Source organism: Flavobacterium sp. (assembly GCF_043778725.1).
Classification (GTDB): domain Bacteria; phylum Bacteroidota; class Bacteroidia; order Flavobacteriales; family Flavobacteriaceae; genus Flavobacterium.
The window spans coordinates 1-23,924 of the sequence record NZ_JAYWFT010000149.1; the positions used below are offsets into that span (position 1 = coordinate 1).

Sequence of the window (23,924 nt, forward strand, 5' to 3'; positions counted from 1 at the left end):
GAAACAAATCCATAAGAATTGTGTTGTTCTAAAACTAATTTTATGCAATCTTCTTTAAATGCATAATCATATTTAACTTTTCTTTCCATAAAAAATGCACCAAATAGTGTCTAACTTTTTGGGGCATGTCCATAATGGGAGTATTTTTTCTATTTAATTATTTCTCGGTTGATGTAAACCCAACCCGTTTTTGTTTCTACATTGTCTCTTTCAATTACATAATAGTAAGTTCCGTCTGGTAACTCATTGCCAGAATCAGATAATCCACTCCATTCATTTACATAATTTGTTTTAGAGTAAACTTTTGTTCCATATCTATTATAGATACTCAATTGTTTAACATTTAATCCTGTTAAATCAAATGTGTCATTAGTTTGATCATTATTTGGTGAAATTCCTCGTGGTATTGAACAAGTGACATCATTAGCATTAAATATTCCGTTGTTAGAACATGTTGATCCTGTTCCATTTGGAATAGTTACAATGCATGTATATTGTCCAGGAGAACTTGGTGATACTTCAAGTGTTGAATTTGTTGCGCCAGTAATTATTGTACCAGAAGGATTTAACCAAGTGTAACTTGCAGTATTTGGATTGAAGTTTACCGCAACTGTTTCTACTATATAAATACTTCCTTGACATCCACCATTCATTGTAAATATTGGAGAAGGAGTTATTGTTATTGTAACAGCTTCTTGATCGCTACAAGTTCCGTTGTGAGCATAAACATATAGCGTTTGTGAGGTCGTTAATGTAGCCGGAAGTGTTATTTGTGTTCCAGTCCCATTTTGACCTGTAAAATAGTTTCCTACTGCTGGAGTTGGTAAAGTATAGCTATTACAAGCATCAACATCAGCAATCGGATTAATAACAGGAGTTAACGTTATATTTACTGTAAAACTATTTTCTACAAAACAATTTGGTGTTGTTCCAGTTTGCGCATACACATAAATTGTTTGTGAAGTTGTAACTGTAGTTCCAGCAGGTAGCATTGTTCCAGTACCACCAGATGCAGTATAATAGTTTCCAGAGGTTAATGCTGGTAAAGTATAGCTATCACATACGTTTACATTTACTGACGGTGCTATTGTAGGAGTAACATTAATTGTAACAACAAAACTATTTTCAACAGAACAATTTGGTGTTGTTCCAGTTTGGGCATACACATATATTGTTTTTGTAGTTGTTATTACAGTTCCAGCAGTTAACATGGTACCAGTTCCACCAGAAGAAGTATAATAGTTTCCAGATGTTAGTGTTGGTAGCGTATAACTATCGCATGCAGTAACATTTACTGAAGCAGCAATTGTTGGAGTAGTATTAATAGTTACAACAAAGCTGTTTTCAACAAAACAATTTGGAGTTGTTCCAGTTTGCGCATACACATAAATTGTTTGCGTAGTTGTAATTGCAGTACCAGCAATTAACATTGTTCCTGTTCCACCAGAAGCGGTATAATAGTTTCCAGATGTTAGTGTTGGTAACGTATAACTATCGCATGCAGTAACATTTACTGAAGTAGCAATAGTTGGAGTAGTATTAATAGTTACAACAAAACTGTTTTGAACAAAACAATTTGGAGTTGTTCCAGTTTGCGAATACACATAAATTGTTTGCGTAGTTGTAATTGCAGTGCCAGCAATTAACATTGTTCCTGTTCCACCAGAAGCGGTATAATAGTTTCCAGATGTTAGTGAAGGTAACGTATAACTATCGCATGCAGTAACATTTACTGAAGCAGCAATTGTTGGAGTAGTGTTGATAGTAATGACAAATGAAGTATCAGAATTACATGATCCTAGTTGATAATTTATATATAATGTTTGTGAAGAAGTTACTAAACTTCCTGCGGTTAATAATGTACCTGTTCCGAGCGATCCAGTATAATAGTTATTATTGGCGGATAAAGCTGGTAATATATAACTATCGCAACTTGTAACGTTTGGTAATGAATCTGGAGCACCAGTGCTTATAGTTATTGTAAAACTTGCATCAGAAATACAATTTGGACTCGTTCCAGATTCAGCATGTATGTAAACAGTTTGATTTGAGCTTATTACTGTGCCAGAAGGAAGTAAAGTTCCAGTACCATTAGCGCTTGTATAATAATTTCCTACAGATATATTTGGTAAAACATAGTTACCACATGAAACTACGTTTGCAACTTGAGCAATTACAGGTGTTGCAATTATTGTAACTGTAGTTTGAGTTGTAAATAGTGGACAACCACCAGACGCAGCAATTAAATAAGTTACTGTATATACTCCAGGAATACTTGCACTGGGCACTATGTTTCCAGTATTAGTATCAATTGATAATCCAGAAGGTGTTGATGAATAAGATCCTCCAGAAGTACCAGTTCTTATTATTTGTTGAACGCTTGATACATTGTTACAATATGCAGGGTTTGAATATGCTATAGTTGCGTTAGACGGAGCAGTAATAATAACTGTTCTTGTTGTTGTTATTGCAGGTATATTATTACAAGGTCCACCAACAGTAGTTGCAGTTGTACTAGTTATAACATAGGCTCCAGGAGTACTTGCAGATAAATCAATAGTTCCAGTTGTAGGATTAATTACTAATCCAGGAGTTGACGAATAAGTACCAGCAGCTGCAGCAGGAGCCAAAACAGGTGTTGGATCTACACCATCTTGACAATAAGTTGTAAGAGGATAATTAAAAGTATTTATTGGAAAGCAAGACGTTGTTCCTCCGCCATTATTTGTTTGTGTAAATGTAACATTACCTGCTTGATTAGAGAAGTTTGTAATCATAATTACATATACTTCACACAATTGTGCATTAGGAATACAAATAATTTCTTGAGGTGCAGTAGAATAGCTACAAGCGTGCAAAGTTCCAGGACATCCTGTTGCTGGTGTTGGAATTGGTGTTGCGCCTGGCAATGGATTTTGAGGAACTCCAGAACAAGCTGCGTTTAAATCTGAAAATGGTCCCCAAGCTACATAATCAACATCTCTTGGGATACCATTATTATCTACTTGAGAGATTAAATAACTTAATGGACCAGCAGCATTTACTTGTAAAAAGAAAAATGCAGGATTTGGAGATGTAAACAAACAGCCAATTTGACCTAAACTTGGTACATTGGTTGAGTTAGCATAAGTAACAGTTTGTCCTGTACAAAATGCTGGTGCCTCTGTACATGGAAGTGTTCCTATACAAAGATTAAAGTTAACTAATTGTTGTGTAGCTGATGCTGAATAAATTCTTATGTAATAAGTAACTCCAGCAGTTAATCCAGCTCCAGTATTACAGGATAATTGAGTTAACGAACCACAATTTGATCCTTGAAATATAGCATAATCTAAATCTGTGTTAGCAGGTGTAACATTATTAAAAGAGATAATGTGAGTTGCAGCTGTGGCTGTAAAAGTATACCAAACATCATCGTTTGCCACTCCTGGAGGACAGTTTACCGCAGGTAATGATTGCGTTGCTCCAATTAAAGTTCCTGGAGTAGTTTGAACGCAATTTAAATTTTGATTTACGATTGCGAATGATGCAGTACTACATTCGTCATTTACAGGTAAAGTACCAAATGTTAAAGGCTGTGACCATAAACTTACATCCGTAGGAGAACATTTTGCTCTTACATAAAATGTATATGCTGTTCCAGCTGGTAAACTTGAAATTAAATATGGATTTGTTGTAGCAATACCTAATGATGTTGGAGTAGGAGCAGGTTGTCCAAAAGGAACTAAATAGATTTCCCATGCGGTAGCCGTTCCTTGTTCAAACCAACCTAAAATTGCTGAAGTTTGAGTTACACTTGTTGCTGTTAAATTGATAGGTTTTGGGCATGTTGGTAAGAAGCATTCTGCAGTTCCTGTGTAAAGAATTGTTCCTTGTGCTCCTGTGCCTGGTGCTTTTGTATAAATAGTTGCTTGTGGTGTTAATGCTTCTTGAATTGACACACCAACTTCATTTGCAAAATTTCCTCCAGCATTCCATTGTAAACTAAATGGGATTCCATGACACAAAGGTACTTGAATCACAATTGGACCGTTTCCGGTTGTAAATGTAGAACCAATTGTTGCCACAACAATACCATTTTGAATTATGCTCATTGTATTTCCGTTCCATCCGTCACCAAATGTATCTGTCATAGTAAATGAATAGTTACATTGATTTGCAGGAGGACAAATAGTTGTGTTAAAATTGTGTACAATACTTGGTGCGCCTGTATTGGTTGCAGAACAAATAGGTCTAACATAAAAGTCATAAGATGTTCCAGATGTTAATCCAGAGACAATAGTAGGATTGTTAGGTGCTGCAGTCCATAAAGGATTATTTGGAAGTGGCGCTGGCGAATTAGCAGGAAGCACAATAATTTCCCATGAAGATTCTGGTCCAGATGTTGTCCAACCTAGTGTTGCTGATGTTTGAGAGATAAAAGTAGCGGTTAAGTTACTTGGAGGTAAACATACAGGAGTTAAGCAATCAACCGTTCCCGAAAAAATCGAAGAATTTTGTGATCCTGTTCCTGGAGGTTTTGTAAAAATTGTTTGCGAAAATGAATTTATAATTGAAACACCAATCTCATTAGCAAAAAAACCACCAGTATTCCAATATAATTCAAAAGGAAGGTTATTACACATTGGAACTACAATATTTATCGGTCCCGTTCCTGTTGTAAAGGTTGGTCCTAAAAGAGCAACTTCTATACCGTTTTGTCTAACACTTATTGTATTTCCGTTCCATCCATCACCAAATGTATCTGTAAGTCTAAATGTATAACTACATTGCTGAGCGACATCACAAATATTTGTATTAAAAGGAAAAGGTCCAGACCAAGCACTAAAAGTTCCATTATTACAATCGGCTCTTACATAATATTCGTATGCAGTTGCCGAAGTTAGTCCTGAAACAGAATAATTAGTGTTAACGGTAGTTGTCGTTCCTGCTCCTGTTGGTATTCCTGCGTTTAGTGATTGAACAACTATTTGCCAAGATGAAGCTGCTCCAGGATTACCCCAAGACAATGAAGCTGTTGTTTGTCCGAGGTTTGTAGCAGACAAATTATTTGGTTGAGGACAATTTACTTGTTGAATCAGTAATGAATAGCCAATTGTTTGTGGTGTAGCATTACTTGAAATTACTATGATATATGGAAGGCCAGCTGTAACGCTTAAACTAGGAATTGATCTTACTCCGCTTCCATTATTGGCAACTCCAGCTACACAAGTTACTCCAACATTTGGACAACCTTGATATACAAATATTCCAGACCAGTTATCATTTGGTGTCATCGTTATGCTTATTGTTCCAGTTGTTGCGGGAGTATAAGAATAGAAAACATCATTACCAGTCATATAGTTAGTTGCAGTTCCTGCGCATGCTGCAGGCTGAGTTGTATCCGTTGTATCTCCATAATTGGAGGTATTATCTGTTGTGCTGTAGGGTAAAGTTGTAATTACTATTGGTGCTGTACAACTTAGACCTGGAGAACTTGTAGAAAAGTTAAATGGACCAACCCAGTTACTAGAAGAGTTGCTACACAAAGATCTAACATAATAAACATAACCTGTAGAGGGTAATAATCCTGATGCAATATAAGGTAATGCACCATTATAAATAACACCAGAACCAGTTGGCGTAGTATTAGTTACTTCTATTTCCCATGAAGTAGAACCACTTGGATTAATCCAACTTAATTCGGCTGTTGTTTGCGAAATATTTGTTGCCGATAGATTTGTAGGTTCTAAACACCTTTGAACTATTTTAACGCCATCAATTAGCCATCTGTCTAAAGTAGTAACTGCTCCAGTAGATTGTGTATTTTTTAGTACAAAGGCTATGTATACTTGTTGTCCTGCAAAAGATGATAAATCGACTACTTTTTCTTCATAAACATTGTAAGCAGCAGATAATGTTACATCACTCCATGATGCTGGAATTGGGTTAATATTATAATTTGCTAATGTTGTTTGAGTACCTGCAACTGAATTGATTTTTATGATATATTGTGAGTCTGGATTTGCTCCATTTTGAGTAGATCTAGTCCAAAAGCGCAATTGACCATTAGCTGGAATTGTTACTAGTGGCGTAGCAAGATAATCTTCAGAGGAGTTTCCTGCTCCAATGTTTTCTCTATCCATATAAGCAGAGTTAACTCCCGAATATATATTAGCAGCTACACTCGTGATATTCCATCTTCTTGTAAGACCAATGCCATTATCAAAAACAGCCCATTGATTTCCAGTAGCTCCAGTTCCTAAAGTCCATGCAGAAGGAGTTGTTGCTGCTGGAAGATCTGGTCCTGTAGTTCCTTCAAAGCCTTCTATACCTGGTGTAGGAAACTGCGAGTATCCTAAGATTGAAAATAACAATGTAAGGGTTAATAAAATAATTTTCTTCATAAGAATATAAATTGAGTGGTTTGTTTGATTTATTGTTTAGATAATTACCAAAAATATAAAAAAAATAATAAAAACTAAGTTATATTTTGAAAATTCCTCCAAAAGCTATTATTCTTTGTAAAAACATAAAGTGTTGACTTGCTTTGTCTATATTTTCACTTGTCGTTCTTATGTCGTTCATATTTATGTAGCCTCCTTTTAATTCTGTTTGAACAAAAAAGTGTTTGAAAAAAGTCAAATTAAGACCAACCTTAGCTGATATTCCATATCCTGAAACATGAAAATCATCATGTCGTTCTTTTCCCAAAACTTTTGCATTGGTCTTAGGATACAATATACCTGTTCCTATTCCTTCTATAAGATTTAGTTGAAATTTATCTGTATTTTTAATTTTAAATATTTTTGATATATCGTCAACCCTCGCTACTTCGGTATTTATATAATTTAATCCATCTGTATGTTCAAATGTTAAAAATGGCGGTACTGCAGACACATCATCTTCAGAGTAATTTGTAAGTAAATTAACTGGTGTATTGTTGTAGGGTAAATTATTAGGATTATTGTACATTGAACCTATATCTGTTGATGGTAGGTTAATAGTTCCAGTAACATTGGCTATTTGATCTTGCCTCATAACATATTTCATGTGATCTAGGCCTATAGAAATGTTGTAATGATCGTTTATGTAATATCCCATTCTAAAGTTAGTTTGAGGTATAGTCATCCTTGCAGGATTAACATAATCAGCGTGCCAACCTTTTGGCTTATCGTCTGCGCGAACATCATAAATTGTAAAATCGTAATTATTTCCAGTGAAGTGAATATCCGATTTTGTAAAATCCTCTCTATTTCCACCCCAATAAATATAGAATTTACCTTTATTGTGTGCTGTATATTTTTCGTTATTGGATGTTTTCTGAGCGAAGATTGTTAGTGTTAAAAGAAAACAGAATAACACCGCTAAAAAATTTAATCTAAAGGACATTTTTTGTTATTTAAAATTGATTTATAGTTTTTCTAATTGCAACTAGTTTGGTCATAAGGTCTTCAAAATAATCTAGGTGAAGCATATTCGCACCATCACTTTTAGCATTTGCAGGGTCAAAATGCGTCTCAATAAAAATACCATCAACTCCTACAGCAATACCTGCTTTTGCAACTGTTTCTATCATATCTGGTCTTCCACCTGTTACTCCAGCAGTTTGATTGGGTTGTTGCAATGAATGCGTTACATCTAGAACAGTTGTAGCATACTGTTGCATAGTTGGTATGCCTCTGTAATCAACAATCATGTCTTGATAACCAAACATGGTGCCTCTATCGGTTACCATAACATTTTCATTGTGACAATCTAAAACTTTTTGAACTGCATGTTTCATGCTTTCGGGACTCATAAACTGTCCTTTTTTTAAGTTTACTGTCTTTCCAGTATTTGCAGCAGCAACGACCAAATCAGTTTGTCGCACTAGAAAAGCAGGAATTTGAAGAATATCAACATATTCTGCTGCCATTATTGCGTCTTCATTGGTATGAATATCTGTAACAGTTGGTACCTTAAAGGTTTCAGAAACTTTACGAAGTATTTTCAATGCTTTTTCATCTCCTATACCAGAAAAACTATCAATTCTAGAGCGATTGGCTTTTTTAAATGAGCCTTTAAATACATATGGAATTTCTAATTTGTCTGTAATTGTAATAAGTCTTTCGGCTATTCTCATTGCCATTTCTTCTCCTTCAATTGCGCACGGACCGGCTAAAAGAAAAAAGTTACCACTCTCGGTATACTTGATTTGTGGAATATTTTTTATGTTCATTTTTTGTGAATTTTGACATGCAAATATAATAAGAAAAAACCTTCTAACGAGACTATTAGAAGGTTTTATATATGTTAAAATTAAAGGCTCTTATTTGGTGTTTTTTATAGTAAATCCTTTTGGACAAACAATTTTTCCTTTTTCAAAAAGATTGATATACAACACGATTTTTTTTTCTGTGCCTTCTATTGTTACTTGATAAACTTCCAATGTTCCTGCACCCATAATGTTTCTTTTTGTTGGAAATGGACAACACGTGTCGATTTTTTCATAGCTAATTTTTGCACCATTTGGACCTGCAATAGCATTAAAAAAAAGAGCAATATTTCCTTGTGAATATTTTTCGTTTTCAAACCCTAAATTAATAGGATAATCTTTGTTGTATCCATATTTTGAGTCGGTAGAATATTCGGTTAATATAAATTGATTGTTCTTTACAAGAGGTTTTACAGCTGCATTATCAACATTCATTATTGTAGATTTTATGCTTCCACACGAAGAAAATAGTACTACAATTAATAATAGAAGCAATAAATTGTTTGTTTTCATTTTAAACAGTTTTTTTTATTCAAATATGTTAATTAATTATCAAATATCAAACCACTATTTCTATTTTTGTAAAAAAATAAACTTAGATATGAATTTTTTATCTCAAACTTGGCATTGGTCTGTTTCGGGTTTTATAATAGGACTTGTAATGATTGCTTTAATTTATTTTGGAAAAGTATTTGGCATGTCTTCCAATCTTAGAAGTCTTTGTTCTATGACCGGAATAGGAAAAAGAGTGCCTTTTTTTGATTGGGATTGGAAAGCTCAAAAATGGAATCTAATTGTCTTAGTAGGCGCAATGATAGGAGGTTATGTTGCAACTCATTTTTTAAATAATTCCTCTAATGTTGCTATAAATCCCGTAACAATTCAAAAATTACAATTATTGGGAATTGATGCACCTAATTCAAAATTAGTGCCCAATGCTTTATTTGGTTTTGATGTTTTTTATTCTGTAAAGAAAATATCGTTGCTTATTATTGGTGGACTTCTTATTGGTTTTGGCTCAAGATACGCTGGTGGATGCACTTCTGGACATGCCATATCTGGGTTGAGCAATTTTCAACTTCCTTCATTAAAAGCTGTTGTAGGTTTTTTTATAGGAGGATTAATAATGGTTAATTTTATTTTTCCTTTAATTTTTTAAATTATGAATTTATTAAAATATTTAATAGTTGGTTTCGTTTTTGGATTGGTTTTAACTAAAGCCGAAGCTGTTTCGTGGTATAGAATTTATGAAATGTTTCAATTTGATTCTTTTCACATGTATGGAATTATTAGCACAGCAATTGCTACAGGAATTGTTGGACTTCAAATAATTAAAAAATATAAAATTAAAGACAGTAACGGACTTCCTATTGAAATTTTAGATAAAGAAAAAGGTACTTTTCGTTATTGGATAGGAGGTCTAATATTTGGATTAGGTTGGGCTTTGGTTGGCGCTTGTCCTGGTCCAATTTTTATTCTTATTGGGGCAGGATTTATAAGTGTTGTATTAATTTTAATAGGCGCTTTACTTGGAACTTTTCTTTATGGAGTTATTAAAGATTATTTACCACATTAATTACTCTATATTGTTTTAAATCCTCAAGAATAAATCAATTATCGCTCTAAAAAAGAAGAAATATTAAATTGTAATTTAAATTATTTCTGCACTTAATCCTGCCTCTAATAATTGTGTACATTGTGGCTTTAATTCTTCTAGCGAACCAGTTTTTACAATACATTTTCCTTTGTAATGTACAAGAATAGCACATTGTTCTGCTTGTTCTGATGTATGTTCACAAACAAAAATTAAGGTTTCAATTACATGATCAAATGTGTTTACATCGTCATTATAAAGCACAATTTCATTATTAATTGCTACTTGTTCTTTAATTGAAATTTTTTCTCTAGTTTTTTCTATTGTACTCATCTATCTACAAATTTTATATTTATGCACTTTAAAATATATAGTGCAAATGTATAAAAAATCCTCAATCGTTTTTCACAATTGAGGAGTGTTTTTTTAGTCTCTTTTTGGAGTGTTCTTCTTGCTTCTTTTTTCTTCTTTTTTCTCTTTTGCCGTTTTAAGCGGTTCTTTTTTTACGGTCTTTTTTGCGTCTTGACTTTTTGCCATGATATCTAATTTTAATATTTTCGAGTATGTAAATATAATAAAATTATTCAGTTTTTGTAAGAATTGCAGTTTTATCGACTTAGAATTTTATCTTTTTCTGTTTTTTGTTCAATAATTTTAGAGTACTTTATTTTCTGATAAGTTTTCAAATAATAATATTGGTAAGCATTGTTTAATTTTCACAATTTCTCAATATTTTTTTTAAAATCTAATTTCCCCTTTCAAATTATAATGAATGATTTAGTCTAAATGACAGGTTCCTTCCATAATTAAGTATAAAAATTGCTGTTATTAACTGCTGCCAAAAAACAACTGTGCATAAAAATAAACAAAATTTAAGTACACAATTTTTTGAGTAGGAAAAACATACCAAAAGAAAACAGTTATATTTCAGTAAGCGAAATTTTAAAGTTGTTGCATTCTAGAACTACTGCAATATGGTTTTGAACTGAGTAATAAAATTTAGCTTTTTTTTAAATATTTGGATAATATTAATTTAATTGTATGTGATTTTTTTGATGTACTTGCGTATGTTTGAAAGTTAGCAGGCATTTTGACTAACTAAAATTTAAAATAAACTTTAAATGTCCAAAAAAATAATTACGATAATTGTCCTGTTATTTATGGTAATATGCCTATTTACTGGAATAATGCTTTTAAGCAGAGCCACAAGAGCTAAAACAGATTTGAAGATTATTGAGGGTAAAGTCATTGACAAAAACAAAACATATTCTACTTCTATAAAAGGTGTTCACTTTTATTATTTAGAATTTAAGTTAGAAAATAAATTAGAAAAGCTGGCTATTGGATATTCTTCAGAAAGTCAATCAATAAATGATTCTACTTATTACAAAATAGAAACAGGCAAAAATTATAAATTCTTTGTGGATAAATCATATCCAAATTCAGATGGAACAAATTATGGTATTAATTATATTGAAAGGAATAACAAAATAATTTTCTCAAAAGACCATAAAATTGAACTATATTTTAGCGTGCTATTAATTTTAACATCAATAGTTTTCATAATCTTTGGAATTAAAAAACTAAAAAAAAACGCCTGCTAACACACGCTACAAGCAATTTGGGGATTTGGCTTAATTTGAAATTGGTTTTGTATCAGAAATATTTGGCAAATCCGAAAATTTAGGCTTAATTTAGTCCCAAACTACTTGTAGCGTGGGAACGTTGTGCGTAATATTCCCAAAAAAACCTGAAAAACAGAAAATATGTTTAATTTCAAAAAAAGTAAATTAGAAAAACTTATCAAGTTTATTAAAAAATCTGACAATAAACTTTCAGAAGATGATAAAGAAAAAATCATCAAATTAATTAAACCTGCTATTGGAATATTAACAAAAAAAATGGAATCTGATAATTTGAAAATTGGAGGTTCAAAAATTGGAGGAAAACCAGATTTACCAAAAGATATTTCGTGGCCAAGATTAAATGATTCTGATTTAGTTTTTTGTGCTCAATATAATATTTCAGAATTGAAAAAATTTGATGTTGAAAATTTACTTCCTGAAAAAGGAATGTTTTATATATTTATTGGAATTAATGGAGAACACAATGAATTTTCTGTAGAACAAAAAGATTACAAAATATTCTTTATAGAAAACCTTGAAGAATTAGAACGAAAAGAATATCCAACAACTTTAAAAACAGAAGGAAAAGTTGAACCAGCAGAAATTCAATATTTTGAAAGTCTAACTATTCCAGATGATGAAAATTATAAACTTATTTATTTTGATGAAAAATATGAAGATATCTACTTCTATTTTTATCAAGATACTGAGGAATATATTGCGGAAAAACTAAATGAAAATGCAGATAATATGCACCAAATTTTGGGCGAAGACAAATCTATCCAGTCAAGCGTTGTTTATGAATTCAGTAGAGAAGAATTAGATGTGTCATATGATGAATATACAGAAAAGTGGGGTGAAATTCTCAAAAACTCTAAAACATTCAGCAATTTAATTCAATTAGATTGTATGGATTCAAATACAAATTTAGATAAATTTGGAGGAAGTAGCGTTTTCTATATTGGATTAAAAACTAAAGAATTAGAAAAAAAGAATTTTAATGATTTGAAAATTTCGTTTCAAACAACATAAAAATACTACGCACAACAAAGAACTGTGCTTAAAAACAAATAAAATTAAATTTATTTTCATTATTTAAGTAATAAAAACAAGTCTTGCGAGGAGAAAATGGAGGAAATTATTTTCTCTTTAAAATAAAATTTAATTTCACAATTTTTGGGTAGGAAAAACATGCCAAAAGAAAACAGTTATATTTCAGTAAGCGAAATTTTAAAGTTGTTGCATTCTAGAACTACTGCAATATTGTTTTGAACTGAGTAATAAAATTTAGCTTTTTTTTACATATTTGAATAATTTAAATTTAATTGTTTGTGATTTTTTTGATATACATGCGTATATTTGAAAGTTAGCAGTAATGTTTTCGCAGAATCGCAAAAAACCTAAATAATCAGAATACAAACTATGAATTTTATAGTAGAAAATGAAACATTAGAAATTCAATATATTCCTGGAAACGGTGCTTGGACTTATCAACTTATTATACCAAATACAAAAAACATAAAGGGAAAATGGGGCGATTTAAAAGTGTCTGGTAAAATTGACAATTTTGAAATCAAAAATAAGAATTTAGGTCCAATGAAAAACGCTGACAAAAAAATGGCGTTAAACTCTGAAATTAGAAATTCTATTGGAAAAGGAGCTGGAGAAAAAGTAAATGTTACTCTTTATCTTGAAAATCAAAACAAAGAAAAAAATAACGCAAATGAAATGATTTTTGAATGTTTCAGAGATGCCGAAGTTTTAAATATATTCAATAAACTTAAAATTGAGGAACAAAACGAAATAATTCAGAACATAAATTCATCCGCAACTGAAAATCAGAAAGTAGAAAAAATTGTAAAATTTATTGCTAAACTTGAACAAATGAATTAATAACACTACTGCTAACAGCCGTTTCAAGAAATGGCGAGGCATGGGATTTATCAGAAATTGCAAAGGTCTTTAATTTAAAGTTTTTGTTATATTTGTGAAGGCTTGGTTTTGGTGCATCGCCACTTCATGAAGCCGTGGAACGAACGTTTCAGTAATTATGAAAAATGAAATCGACAATTTTAAAGTAACAGACAGACAAACCTTTGTTAAGTTTCTTGACTTATTACGTAAGGACTTTTTAGACAACCCTGAAAATTGGGAAAACAAAACAGTACCTGACTTTTTAGAAGCGTTAAGCGCATACACGGAAGATATTCAAGGTTATTACGACAATATAAAACTTAATGTAAATGCTGACAAACCAGACTGGTCTATGTTTGCTGACATTTTTAAAGGAGCGAAAATCTATGAATAGCCAATTAACAAATCATAATTTTAAACTATGGTTAGAATTTGAAGAATTTGAACCTAACAATTGGGTTATTGAAAATGAATTCTGTAATATTCACGTTGACTTGGAAGATGGTCGACATTATGGAATCAATGTTTGGACATTTAAGTTTTTACAAACTGTAATTAATGAAAACAAGAAAACAGGAGAAAATTTAAGTGGACTATATCAAAAACCGCCTGATTTATTTGTTAAGGAACTGACAAGAGAATGTATTCAACAGACTATTCAAGACTTACTCAAAATTGGAGACCTAGAGAAAGTGTTAAATCCAAGTATTTTTGACAATAAAACTTGAAAAATAGAAAAACTGGATATAACAAAGAACTGTGCATAAAAACAAACAAAATTTAATTTCACAATTTTTGGGTAGGAAAAACATACCAAAAGAAAACAGTTATATTTCAGTAAGCGAAATTTTAAAGTTGTTGCATTTTAAAACTAAGGCGATATGGTTTTGAACTGAGTAATAAAATTTAGATTTTTTTTACATATTTGAATAATATAAATTTAATTGTATGTGATTTTTTTGATGTACATGAGTATATTTGAAAGTTAGCCGTTATATTGCCCAAAAAACTAAAAAACAACATTATATGAAATATTTTTTGCTACTTTTTACATTATTTACTATCAGTTTGAATGCTCAAAACACTTTGAAATTTGACAAAAGAAACGTTCAATGTGAAGACAAATGGATTGCATATCAAATAGACAAAGATAGTACATACACTTTTGGATTTATTTATATCGATTCTCAAGCGGGATTGACTTTCAACTATGAAGGAAAATTCAAAATAGAAAAAGATGGAAAGTTTAATAGACTTAAAAGTGAATTTGGAAATGAAGTTAGATTTATAAAATCTAGACTTCAACCAAACAGAACAGCAATTGCCGAAATTCCAGAAACAAAATTTAAAGAATTAAATATTGAAAAAACACCTGATTGGTTAAAAGCTTATAAAACTGATGAGAATTCTGTAGATAGATTATACCGTTGGGGATATATGTATAATGGTTGGAATGAATGTGAGAAAGCATTAATTTATCTTGAAAAAGCGGACAAAATTGATCCTAAATTTAAAGGTTTACAAACAGAACTTGCATTTTCATATAATGCTTTAGGGAAATTTGATAAAGCAGAATTTGCTCTTAAAAAAGCAATTGAAGAAAATCCTAAAGATTGTTATACTTACAAAGAATTGGCATACACATATACAAAACTCGTGAATTTTGAAAAAGTTGAAGAAACTTATTTAAAAATGAGTAAAATTTGTACTGAACAGAATTTTGTTCAAGAAACTGCGTATAATTTAGCTTATGAATATTTTAAAGCAAAAAATAAAACTAATTTTAAAAAGTGGAAAATCGAAGCAGAAAAATGGTCAAAAACTGAAAATCAGTACACAAAAAATTTAAATAAAATGGAAACCGAATTAAATAAATAAAAATACAACGGCTAACAGCAGTTTGCAAAGTCAGTGAAAAACCGAAAGTTTCACCTTCCTTAATCCGCCACTTCTGCAAGCTGCGAAACGTTAGTGGTTAGCTTTCGTGAACCGCGAAAAAAACTGCCGTAAAAAGAAAATTAAATGAATAATTACAAATTAATCTACATAGTTTTTTTATTTCCAATTTGTTTGTTTGCTCAAATCAAACCGACAAAATCCTCAATTCAGAAAATAGTTAAAAACAGTATTGTGGAAATGAAAAAAGGAAAGTTTGGTTTGCAATCAATCAAATCTTGGGAATTTAATAATATTGATAGTATATACTTCAAAAAAGACACTTTAAATGTATATGTTTATAAAGAAGGAACAAAACATAAAAGTTTATGTGAAGTAGTTGATTGGACATTTTATCGCAAAAATGCTTTCGTATTTGGTCAAGAGTCGAATTGCAAAGAACCGCCAACAAGAAATGTTACTCGATACCCGAAAGATTATCATAAAATTGCAATTTATACAGTTGAAAATGAAACTATGATAGATATTTTGAGATATGACAAAACGATTCTTGAATCTTTTCTCTTAATAGAAGTATCCGAAACAAAAGATTGTACTAAAATAAAATTGGTAAGAAGATTTAATGGAAATTAGCCAGCCACTAACAAACAACTGTGCATAAAAACAAATAAAATTAAATTTATTTTCATTATTTTAAGTAATAAAAACAAATTTAGTCTTGCGAGGAGAAAATGGAGTAAATTATTTTCTCTTTAAAATAAAATTTAAGTACACAATTTTTGAGTAAGAAAAACATATCAAAAGAAAACAGTTATATTTCGGTTATCAAAATTTTAAAGTTGTTGCATTCTAGAACTACTACAATATGGTTTTGAACTAAGTAATAAAATTTGCATTATTTTCTATAATCAAATTTTTTAGTCTTAGGATTGAATAAATAAGTGTCATAAAAAGCATGACTAGCACCAGAACATACAGAATTATAAATGGAAAAATCTAAATATCCATCAAAGTTGAAATCTTTAAAATTATCTATTAAGGAATAAAATAAATCATTTTCTTTGCCAATAATCATATCATTTTGCGAACTTAAAATTGGCTTTTTAGTTTCACTATTAATCAATTTTCTTGAGATATCTTTTGCTTTAAGCGGCGTTCCATTGGCTCTAAAAATAACTTCGGTAGTAGTAATCCAAAAACAATTTAGACCATTAATTTTAAATGGCATACTATAAAAAATGTGATTTTCTACCGGTTGATTGTACCTTTTAAAACGGTATTTCTTATACTTGAAAGTGTCTTTGCTTATCGTATCTAATTCAAATTTTTCATTGTATCTAAATTTTGTTACAATAGAATCAAATGCATATCCCATTGTATCGTTAGACTCTTTTATAGTTTCTTTATGTACTAACGACTGAACAAAAACGGAATCGTTTACAAATTCTGAAGTCATTTTATAACCATCAGAATCGCCTCCAGTTATACCTAAAGTTATTTCTCTTACCGTGTCTTCTATAATAAAACGGACTACTTTTTCTGTTTCATCGCCATATTTTTGATGATAATAAACAATGCTATAGCCATCAGAATTTTCGCGTGACAAAAAGCCTTCGGGTGAAACATAATAATTTTCATTTGCTTCAATTGTTAAAGAATCTACATCAAGTGTATAAAGTTCATTTCGCTCTAATTTTCTAGATTTTCCAATTTCATCAGATAAATTTTCGAGTGTTTCTTTCTTTTTTTGAATCAAATCATATTTGTAATTTCTATAATTAGAAGTTGGTTCAATTACTACAGAATCATTATTAAAAGTAACATTATAAAAGTGAAAACTACTAGACAATCTATTAAAATCATCGGTATAAAACAGGTATTTAGAAGGCGATAGTTTATCAATTCTAAAGGTTTCTCCATAAATAAATTCAGCATACAACTTATTTCTATACGCAATATGACTTTCTGCAAAAGGATTATATGTAGCACCTACATAGTCACCGTAGAGATTTATAACTTTAAAAATCGAATCTTTTTGATACAATAATTCGGCACCATAGTAATTTGTTTGTGATGAATCTTTCGCATAATTATCTTTGTAATATTTAATAAAACTGCGCAATAAAATAGAGTCAACATCGTCTCTTTTGTATTCAAATGGCGGAATTTTTACATCAATTTCTTCAGCAATTGCAGCTTTTTCAATTTGTTTAGAAACAACAGATTTACATCCATTAATAAGCAGAAGCATATAAATTGACAATAAAAAATAATTGATTTTCTTCATTAGATATTAAAAGTTCAGAAGCTTTTTTGTTTATCAAATGTATAAAAAAAAGTGATTGTAAGTTTTTTAGTTAATCTATTTATAAATTCAGATTTATATCGTTACACGAATCAACATTTTTAATTAATTTAGCCATTCAAATTTAAAGTATGATTTCAGAAGCACAATTTCAAAACGAACTTCAACTTATTATAAAAAATGCCATTCGCGAAGATGTTGGCGACGGCGATCATTCGTCATTAGCATGTATTCCTGCAAATGCGCAAGGTAAAGCCAAGTTGCTTGTAAAAGACAACGGAATTATTGCTGGAGTTGAATTTGCCAAAATGGTTTTCAATTATGTAGATCCAACAATGGTAGTTGAAACGTTTATTAATGATGGTTCAACGGTTAAATTTGGCGATGTAGTTTTTCATGTTTCGGGAAGTTCACAATCCATTCTAAAAGCAGAACGTTTGGTTTTAAATTCGATGCAAAGAATGGGTGCAATTGCAACCAAAACAAAAAAATATGTAGATTTACTTGAAGGAACCAATACCAAAGTTCTTGACACTAGAAAGACTACACCAGGTTTTAGAGCTTGCGAAAAATGGGCGGTCAAAATTGGTGGCGGTGAAAACCACAGATTTGCATTGTACGACATGATCATGCTGAAAGATAATCACAACGATTTTGCTGGTGGAATAACCAATGCAATAAATAAAACTAAAGAATATTTGAAAGCCAACAATAAAGATTTGAAAATTATTGTTGAGGCTAGAAACCTTGATGAAATAAAAGAGATTCTTCAAAGCGAAGGAATTTATAGAATTTTAATTGACAATTTCAATTTTGAAGACACCAAGAAAGCGGTTGAATTAATTGGCGATAAATGTCTAACGGAATCATCAGGAAATATCAACGAAAATACCATTAGAAGTTATGCTGAATGTGGCGTAAATTATATTTCTTCTGGAGCATTGACACATTCAATTTATAATATGGATTTGAGTTTAAAAGCAATTTAAAAATTAAATAACGCTGTACCTTAGCCTACTTTGGCAAAATAAATATGAGTGTAGAAATTGAAGCTAAACTTTTAAAGATTCCAGTTTTAAGGCAACTTATTCTTTTAGGAAAGAGAATAAAACTTCCTTGGCTTTATGGGTTGTCTTTGTACGACTTGTTGGAGTTGTATTTTATTGGTATTATTGAAGGCGCAGTTTCTTATAGAGCAACAGCCATTGCATTCAGTTTTTTTATGGCATTGTTTCCGTTTGCACTTTTTATTTTGAACTTAATTCCGTACATTCCAATTGATGGTTTTCAAGAAGATTTTATGGGATTTGTGCAGCAAAGCGTTCCGCCAACAACGTATGATGCAATTTCCAAAATCATCAATGATATTCTCCATAACAGTCACTCGGGATTAATTTCTACAGGTTTCTTTATGGCAATTATATTAATGGCAAATGGCGTGAATGCTGTTCTTGGCGGATTTGAAAGTTCGCATCATGTTACCTTAAAGCGCAAGTATTTTCGTCAATATTTTGTAGCATTAGCAATGTCTATTTTATTGTCGTTGATATTAATAATTACTGTGGCAACCATTGTAATATTTGAGGTTTTTATTCAGAAAACTAAAATTCAAGATGTATTATCAGATAGTATTCCGCTTATAGAAATGGGACGTTATATTTTCTTGATAGCTATGATTTTAATTACAACTTCCATCTTATTTAAATTTGGAACCAAGCAAGAATCTAAACGTTCTTTTATATCCATTGGTGCTGTTTTTACTACAATTTTAATAATTTTATCATCCTATTTCTTCGGAATTTGGGTAGTAAGATTTTCAAAATATAATGAACTTTATGGCTCAATTGGAACGTTATTAGTAGTAATGTTTTACATTTGGATAAACAGCATGGTTTTACTTTTGGGCTTCGAGTTGAATGCCACAATTCACCGATTACGAAAACAAGAAAATTCTAAAGGAATTAAAAATGTATCAACTTATGAATAAGCAAATTATAATTTTATTTTTAGGAATTTTTTATGGTCAATTGGCGTTTTCTCAAACGGTTGTTGGACGATGGAAAACCATAGACGATGAAACTGGAAAAGCCAAAGGAGTTGTTGAAATCTATGAAAAAGACGGCAAGTACTATGGTAAAATTGTAGAAATTCTAGAAGCAGAACACCGACATAAAAAATGTACTTTGTGTGAAGGCGCAGATAAAGACAAGCCCATTTTAGGACTTACATTCATTAAAGGATTAAAAAAAGATGGTGACGAATACAACGGTGGTAAAGTGTTAGATCCCAAAAACGGAAAAGTGTATAAATGTTACATAACCCTTGAAGGAAATGATAAACTAAAAGTACGTGGCTACATTGGAATTTCACTTTTTGGACGAACACAATATTGGTATCGAGTGAAATAATTAGTTTGTTTTCTTCTCTTTCATCTATTTTCTATTCTCTTTATTCTTTAAATTAAAATGCATTTCATAGAAGTAATTTTACCGCTATCCTTACCAAAAACGTTCACTTACAGCGTTTCTGAGGCAGAGTATCATTATATCAAAAAAGGAATGAGAGTTGCAGTTCCGTTTGGGAAAAGCAAAATTTATACAGGTTTGGTATTAGATATTCATCAAAATCCGCCAACATTATACGAAGCCAAAGAAATCCATCAAATTTTGGATGAAAAACCTATTGCTAATGAATTCCAAATTCAGCACTGGCACTGGATTGCGACATATTATATGTGTAATATTGGTGATGTTTTTCGTTGCGCTATGCCATCAGCTTTTATACTAGAAAGTGAAACTATAATATCTCAAAAACAAGGCGATACAATAAATGAAAGTGAATTATCTGATGAGGAATTTTTAATTTATGAAGCGCTTCAGCATCAAAGTTCGTTGAAAGTGCAAGATATAATGGCAATCCTCAACAAGAAGAATATTTTTCCAGTAGTTCAAAAATTATTGAACAAAAATGTGCTTACGCTTCAAGAAGAAATGCAAGAAGAATACAAGCCTAAACTCATTAGATACATACGTTTGCAGCAAGAGTTTTCGCTAGATGCCAATTTAATTTCTTTGTTAGATTCATTAAAAGGAGCAAAGCAAAAAGAAGTTTTAATGCATTATTTTCAGATAAATGCTCAAGAAAAAAAGCCAATTTCTGTAAAACAATTGATCGAAGTTGCCCAAGCATCAGCAGCAACTATCAAGGCGTTAATTGATAAAAATATATTTGAAGAATATTATATTCAAGAAGACAGAGTAAATTTTGATAAAAATAAAACCAACAATAATTTAACGTTAAGCGAAGCCCAACAAAAAGCATTTGAAGAAATTAAAGACAGTTTTACAACCAAGGAAGTATCGTTGCTTCATGGCGTTACATCATCGGGTAAAACCGAAATTTATACTAGATTAATAGAAGAATTTATTGCTCAAGGCAAACAGGTTTTGTATTTACTTCCAGAAATTGCGCTTACAACACAACTAGTTTCAAGGTTAACAGCACATTTTGGCAATCAAGTGGCAGTTTTTCATTCTAAATATTCTAATAATGAACGCGTTGAGGTTTGGTATCAAGTTTTAGAGAATTCTGACAAAGCTAAAATTGTAATAGGAGCAAGGTCGTCTTTGTTTTTGCCGTTTTCTAATTTGGGATTAATCATTATTGATGAAGAGCACGAGCAAACTTTTAAACAACAAGATCCAGCGCCAAGATATCATGCTCGAGATGCGGCTATAGTTTTGGCTCAAGCACAAAAAGCTAAAGTTTTATTGGGTTCGGCAACACCAAGTATTGAAACTTATTTCAATGCGCAATCGGGAAAATTTGGAATGATTTCTATTTCCGAACGTTTTGGAAAAGCTCCTTTACCCGAAGTAGAATTGGTAGATTTAAAAGAAAATTATTTCAAAAAAAGAATGAAAGGTCATTTTAGTTTGACTTTAATTGAAGCCATTACAGAAGCTTTGACCTTAAGTGAACAAGTAATTTTATTTCAAAACAGACGTGGATTTTCACCAGTTTTAGAATGCATGACCTGTGGACACATTCCGCAATGTACAAGTTGTAATGTGAGTTTGACCTATCATAAATTCAAAAATCAATTACGCTGTCATTATTGCGGCTATTCTATTGCAAAACCAACCAATTGTCATGCGTGTTCAAGCGTAGATATTTCGGCTAAAGGTTTTGGAACAGAGCAAATAGAATTGGAATTGGCGGAGTTATTCCCAACCAAGAACATTAAACGAATGGACCAAGATACTACTCGAGGAAAATATAGTTTTGAAAAATTAATTGATAGTTTTAAAAACAGAGAAATAGACATATTAGTCGGAACACAAATGCTTGCCAAAGGATTGGATTTTGATAACGTTTCGTTGGTAGGAATTATGAATGCCGATACGATGTTATATCATCCCGATTTTAGAGCTTACGAACGCAGTTTTCAAATGATGACACAAGTTTCTGGTAGAGCAGGAAGATCGGACAAACGCGGAAAAGTTATTATTCAAACCTACAATGTAAATCATAATGTGATTCAGCAAGTTACACACAATGATTATGAAGGAATGTATAAAGAACAACTTTATGAACGTCAGATTTATAAGTATCCACCGTATTTTCGTTTGATAAAATTAACTTTGAAACACAAAGATTTTGACAAATTAAAAGAAGGATCAATGTGGTTGTATCAAGTGTTGCAACAAAATTTGCAAATGCCAGTTCTTGGTCCTGAAGAACCAGGAATTAATAGAATACGCAATGAATACATTCGGACAATAATGGTAAAAATCCCTCAAAATGGGTCAATTGTAAACACAAAAAAAAACTATCCAGAAAATACTGAATAGTTTTGAGGCTATACCGCAATACAGAGCTATAAAAGTTACTGCAAACGTTGATTTTTATTAAGCAATTGCTAAAGCTTTTATTAAATCTTCTTTTTTGTTTCTGCTTAATGGAATTTTAGTAACTCCAATTTCGGCAAATTTACTATTGAAACGTTCTACTTTATCAATATTGATAATGTACGATTTGTGAACTCTAATGAATTTTTCTCTAGACAAGTCTTTTTCGAAAGATTTCATTGTAGAAAGAACAAGGTTGGTGTCTTCTTCGGTCACAACTTTTACGTAATCACCATAAGCTTCAATCCATTTAATTTTATTTGTAAAAACTTTTAATTTTTTCAAATTACTTTTAATAAAGATATGTTCACCTTCTTCTTCATAATTCTCACGTTTCATCATGTGAAGATCAAGCGCTCTTTTTACAGATGCGTTAAAACGTTCCAAGACAATAGGTTTTTGTAGGTAATCTGTTGCATCATAATCAAATGCTTTTAATGCATATTCTGCTTTAGAGGTGATAAAAATTACTTGAGGTTTTACTTTTAAACCGTCAATAAAATCAAAACCACTTATTACAGGCATTTCAACATCTAGGAAGATTAAATCAACAGTATGAACCGTCATGCAATTTTTTGCTTCAATTGCATTAGAAAAATCACCCACAAGTTGTAGATTTGGATGATTATTTACTAACTTTGCAATGACCATCCTCTGTAGAGAACTGTCATCGACGACTACACAATTTAATTTCATAATTCAGTGTTATTATAGATTTGGTGATGTAAAAATAATAAGTTTTTTCTTCGCAGCCTAATGTTTATCGGCTTTTTTTGCATTTTAGCGATTATAGTTGTTTTTCGCTTGTTTATTAAAATATTATTATTATTTTTGCACCCAATTTTATATAATTAAAACACATTTATTATGAATCATTACGAAACTGTTTTCATCTTAAATCCCGTTTTATCTGAAGTTCAGGTAAAGGAAACAGTAAGCAAATTTGAAGATTTTCTTACAAGTAGAGGAGCTACGATGGTATCAAAAGAAGATTGGGGCTTAAAAAAATTAGCTTACGAAATTCAAAACAAGAAAAGTGGTTTTTACCATTTATTCGAATTCCAAGTGTCACCAGAAGTATTAATTGCTTTTGAAACTGAGTTTAGACGTGACGAAAGAGTTATGCGTTTCTTGACTGTAAGTCTTGATAAACATGCTATCTCTTGGGCAGAAAGAAGAAGAGCAAAACTTAAAGCAGCAAAAGCGTAACCCATGGCAACATTACAACAATCAGCTTCAGGAAAAAAAGACGGAGATATTAGATATTTAACGCCTTTGAACATCGAAACAAACAAAACTAAAAAGTATTGTCGTTTCAAAAAATCTGGAATCAAATATATTGATTTTAAAGATGCAGATTTTTTATTAAAATTCGTTAACGAGCAAGGAAAAATTCTTCCAAGACGTTTAACAGGAACTTCATTGAAGTATCAAAGAAAAGTGT

At 31.1% G+C, this 23,924-nt stretch carries 21 protein-coding genes and 1 pseudogene; 15 read left to right on the top strand and 7 right to left on the bottom strand.

Features of this window, described 5'->3' with window-relative positions; translation table 11 throughout:
• Positions 1-149: 149 nt before the first annotated feature.
• The 4 genes from ACH2CG_RS13840 to ACH2CG_RS13855 all read right to left on the bottom strand — a co-directional run bounded on the left by ACH2CG_RS13840 (position 150) and on the right by ACH2CG_RS13855 (position 8,749).
• On the bottom strand, positions 150-6,386 hold the full coding sequence (locus ACH2CG_RS13840) for a fibronectin type III domain-containing protein (protein ID WP_395066199.1): 6,237 nt from the start codon (positions 6,384-6,386) through the stop codon (positions 150-152).
• Positions 6,387-6,465: 79 nt separating this feature from the next.
• Entirely contained in the window at positions 6,466-7,371 is a 906-nt protein-coding gene (locus ACH2CG_RS13845) for a hypothetical protein (protein ID WP_395066201.1), read from the bottom strand.
• 10 nt (positions 7,372-7,381) lie between these two features.
• Complete coding sequence (kdsA, locus tag ACH2CG_RS13850) at positions 7,382-8,200, bottom strand: 3-deoxy-8-phosphooctulonate synthase (protein ID WP_395066203.1); 819 nt, start codon at positions 8,198-8,200, stop codon at positions 7,382-7,384.
• A 90-nt stretch (positions 8,201-8,290) separates the two neighbouring features.
• A complete protein-coding gene (locus ACH2CG_RS13855; RefSeq protein ID WP_395066205.1) occupies positions 8,291-8,749 on the bottom strand; it encodes a 2-dehydro-3-deoxyphosphooctonate aldolase in 459 nt (152 codons plus the stop codon).
• An 88-nt stretch (positions 8,750-8,837) separates the two neighbouring features.
• On the opposite strand from ACH2CG_RS13855, the gene ACH2CG_RS13860 reads away from it, so the two are divergent.
• On the top strand, positions 8,838-9,395 hold the full coding sequence (locus ACH2CG_RS13860) for a YeeE/YedE family protein (RefSeq protein WP_395066207.1): 558 nt from the start codon (positions 8,838-8,840) through the stop codon (positions 9,393-9,395).
• A gap of 3 nt (positions 9,396-9,398) precedes the next feature.
• Positions 9,399-9,812: a DUF6691 family protein gene (locus ACH2CG_RS13865; protein WP_395066209.1), complete on the top strand. Its 414-nt coding sequence runs from the start codon at positions 9,399-9,401 to the stop codon at positions 9,810-9,812.
• A gap of 75 nt (positions 9,813-9,887) precedes the next feature.
• Here the strand turns inward: ACH2CG_RS13865 and ACH2CG_RS13870 are convergent, their stop codons facing one another.
• Positions 9,888-10,163: an ATP-dependent Clp protease adaptor ClpS gene (locus ACH2CG_RS13870; protein WP_395066211.1), complete on the bottom strand. Its 276-nt coding sequence runs from the start codon at positions 10,161-10,163 to the stop codon at positions 9,888-9,890.
• A gap of 788 nt (positions 10,164-10,951) precedes the next feature.
• Between ACH2CG_RS13870 and ACH2CG_RS13875 the strand changes: the two genes are divergently transcribed.
• From ACH2CG_RS13875 to ACH2CG_RS13905, 7 genes are all read left to right on the top strand, one after another.
• Entirely contained in the window at positions 10,952-11,434 is a 483-nt protein-coding gene (locus tag ACH2CG_RS13875; protein ID WP_395066213.1) for a hypothetical protein, read from the top strand.
• Positions 11,435-11,596: 162 nt separating this feature from the next.
• Positions 11,597-12,487, top strand: a complete 891-nt coding sequence (locus tag ACH2CG_RS13880; protein WP_395066215.1) for a DUF1963 domain-containing protein — start codon at positions 11,597-11,599, stop codon at positions 12,485-12,487.
• Between the two features lie 390 nt (positions 12,488-12,877).
• Positions 12,878-13,348, top strand: coding sequence for a DUF1905 domain-containing protein (locus ACH2CG_RS13885; protein ID WP_395066217.1), 471 nt, complete (start codon positions 12,878-12,880; stop codon positions 13,346-13,348).
• 157 nt (positions 13,349-13,505) lie between these two features.
• Positions 13,506-13,763 carry a hypothetical protein gene (locus ACH2CG_RS13890; RefSeq protein ID WP_395066219.1) on the top strand — a complete coding sequence of 86 codons (258 nt, stop codon included), beginning with the start codon at positions 13,506-13,508 and terminating at the stop codon, positions 13,761-13,763.
• A complete protein-coding gene (locus tag ACH2CG_RS13895; protein WP_395066221.1) occupies positions 13,756-14,097 on the top strand; it encodes a hypothetical protein in 342 nt (113 codons plus the stop codon). Before ACH2CG_RS13890 ends, ACH2CG_RS13895 begins: the two co-directional genes overlap by 8 nt.
• Positions 14,098-14,395: 298 nt before the next feature.
• Complete coding sequence (locus ACH2CG_RS13900; RefSeq protein ID WP_395066223.1) at positions 14,396-15,247, top strand: tetratricopeptide repeat protein; 852 nt, start codon at positions 14,396-14,398, stop codon at positions 15,245-15,247.
• Positions 15,248-15,505: 258 nt separating this feature from the next.
• Positions 15,506-15,898, top strand: coding sequence for a hypothetical protein (locus ACH2CG_RS13905; RefSeq protein WP_395066225.1), 393 nt, complete (start codon positions 15,506-15,508; stop codon positions 15,896-15,898).
• Positions 15,899-16,160: 262 nt separating this feature from the next.
• Here the strand turns inward: ACH2CG_RS13905 and ACH2CG_RS13910 are convergent, their stop codons facing one another.
• Positions 16,161-17,552 (bottom strand): XAC2610-related protein, encoded by a 1,392-nt coding sequence (locus ACH2CG_RS13910; RefSeq protein ID WP_395066227.1) that lies wholly within the window; start codon positions 17,550-17,552, stop codon positions 16,161-16,163.
• Positions 17,553-17,701: 149 nt separating this feature from the next.
• On the opposite strand from ACH2CG_RS13910, the gene nadC reads away from it, so the two are divergent.
• The 4 genes and pseudogenes from nadC to priA all read left to right on the top strand — a co-directional run bounded on the left by nadC (position 17,702) and on the right by priA (position 22,484).
• Positions 17,702-18,559 (top strand): carboxylating nicotinate-nucleotide diphosphorylase, encoded by an 858-nt coding sequence (gene nadC / locus ACH2CG_RS13915; RefSeq protein ID WP_395066229.1) that lies wholly within the window; start codon positions 17,702-17,704, stop codon positions 18,557-18,559.
• A gap of 44 nt (positions 18,560-18,603) precedes the next feature.
• A complete protein-coding gene (locus ACH2CG_RS13920) occupies positions 18,604-19,557 on the top strand; it encodes a YihY/virulence factor BrkB family protein (RefSeq protein ID WP_395066231.1) in 954 nt (317 codons plus the stop codon).
• Positions 19,550-19,978: a DUF2147 domain-containing protein gene (locus ACH2CG_RS13925; protein ID WP_395066233.1), complete on the top strand. Its 429-nt coding sequence runs from the start codon at positions 19,550-19,552 to the stop codon at positions 19,976-19,978. Before ACH2CG_RS13920 ends, ACH2CG_RS13925 begins: the two co-directional genes overlap by 8 nt.
• Before the next feature lie 57 nt (positions 19,979-20,035).
• A pseudogene (priA, locus tag ACH2CG_RS13930) lies at positions 20,036-22,484 on the top strand (primosomal protein N').
• Here the strand turns inward: priA and ACH2CG_RS13935 are convergent.
• Entirely contained in the window at positions 22,481-23,176 is a 696-nt protein-coding gene (locus ACH2CG_RS13935; protein WP_395066235.1) for a LytR/AlgR family response regulator transcription factor, read from the bottom strand. The pseudogene priA and the gene ACH2CG_RS13935 sit on opposite strands and share 4 nt — an antisense overlap.
• A gap of 171 nt (positions 23,177-23,347) precedes the next feature.
• Between ACH2CG_RS13935 and rpsF the strand changes: the two genes are divergently transcribed.
• A complete protein-coding gene (gene rpsF / locus ACH2CG_RS13940; RefSeq protein ID WP_395066237.1) occupies positions 23,348-23,689 on the top strand; it encodes a 30S ribosomal protein S6 in 342 nt (113 codons plus the stop codon).
• 3 nt (positions 23,690-23,692) lie between these two features.
• A partial coding sequence (gene rpsR, locus ACH2CG_RS13945; protein ID WP_395066239.1) for a 30S ribosomal protein S18 occupies positions 23,693-23,924 on the top strand: 232 nt, incomplete at its 3' end.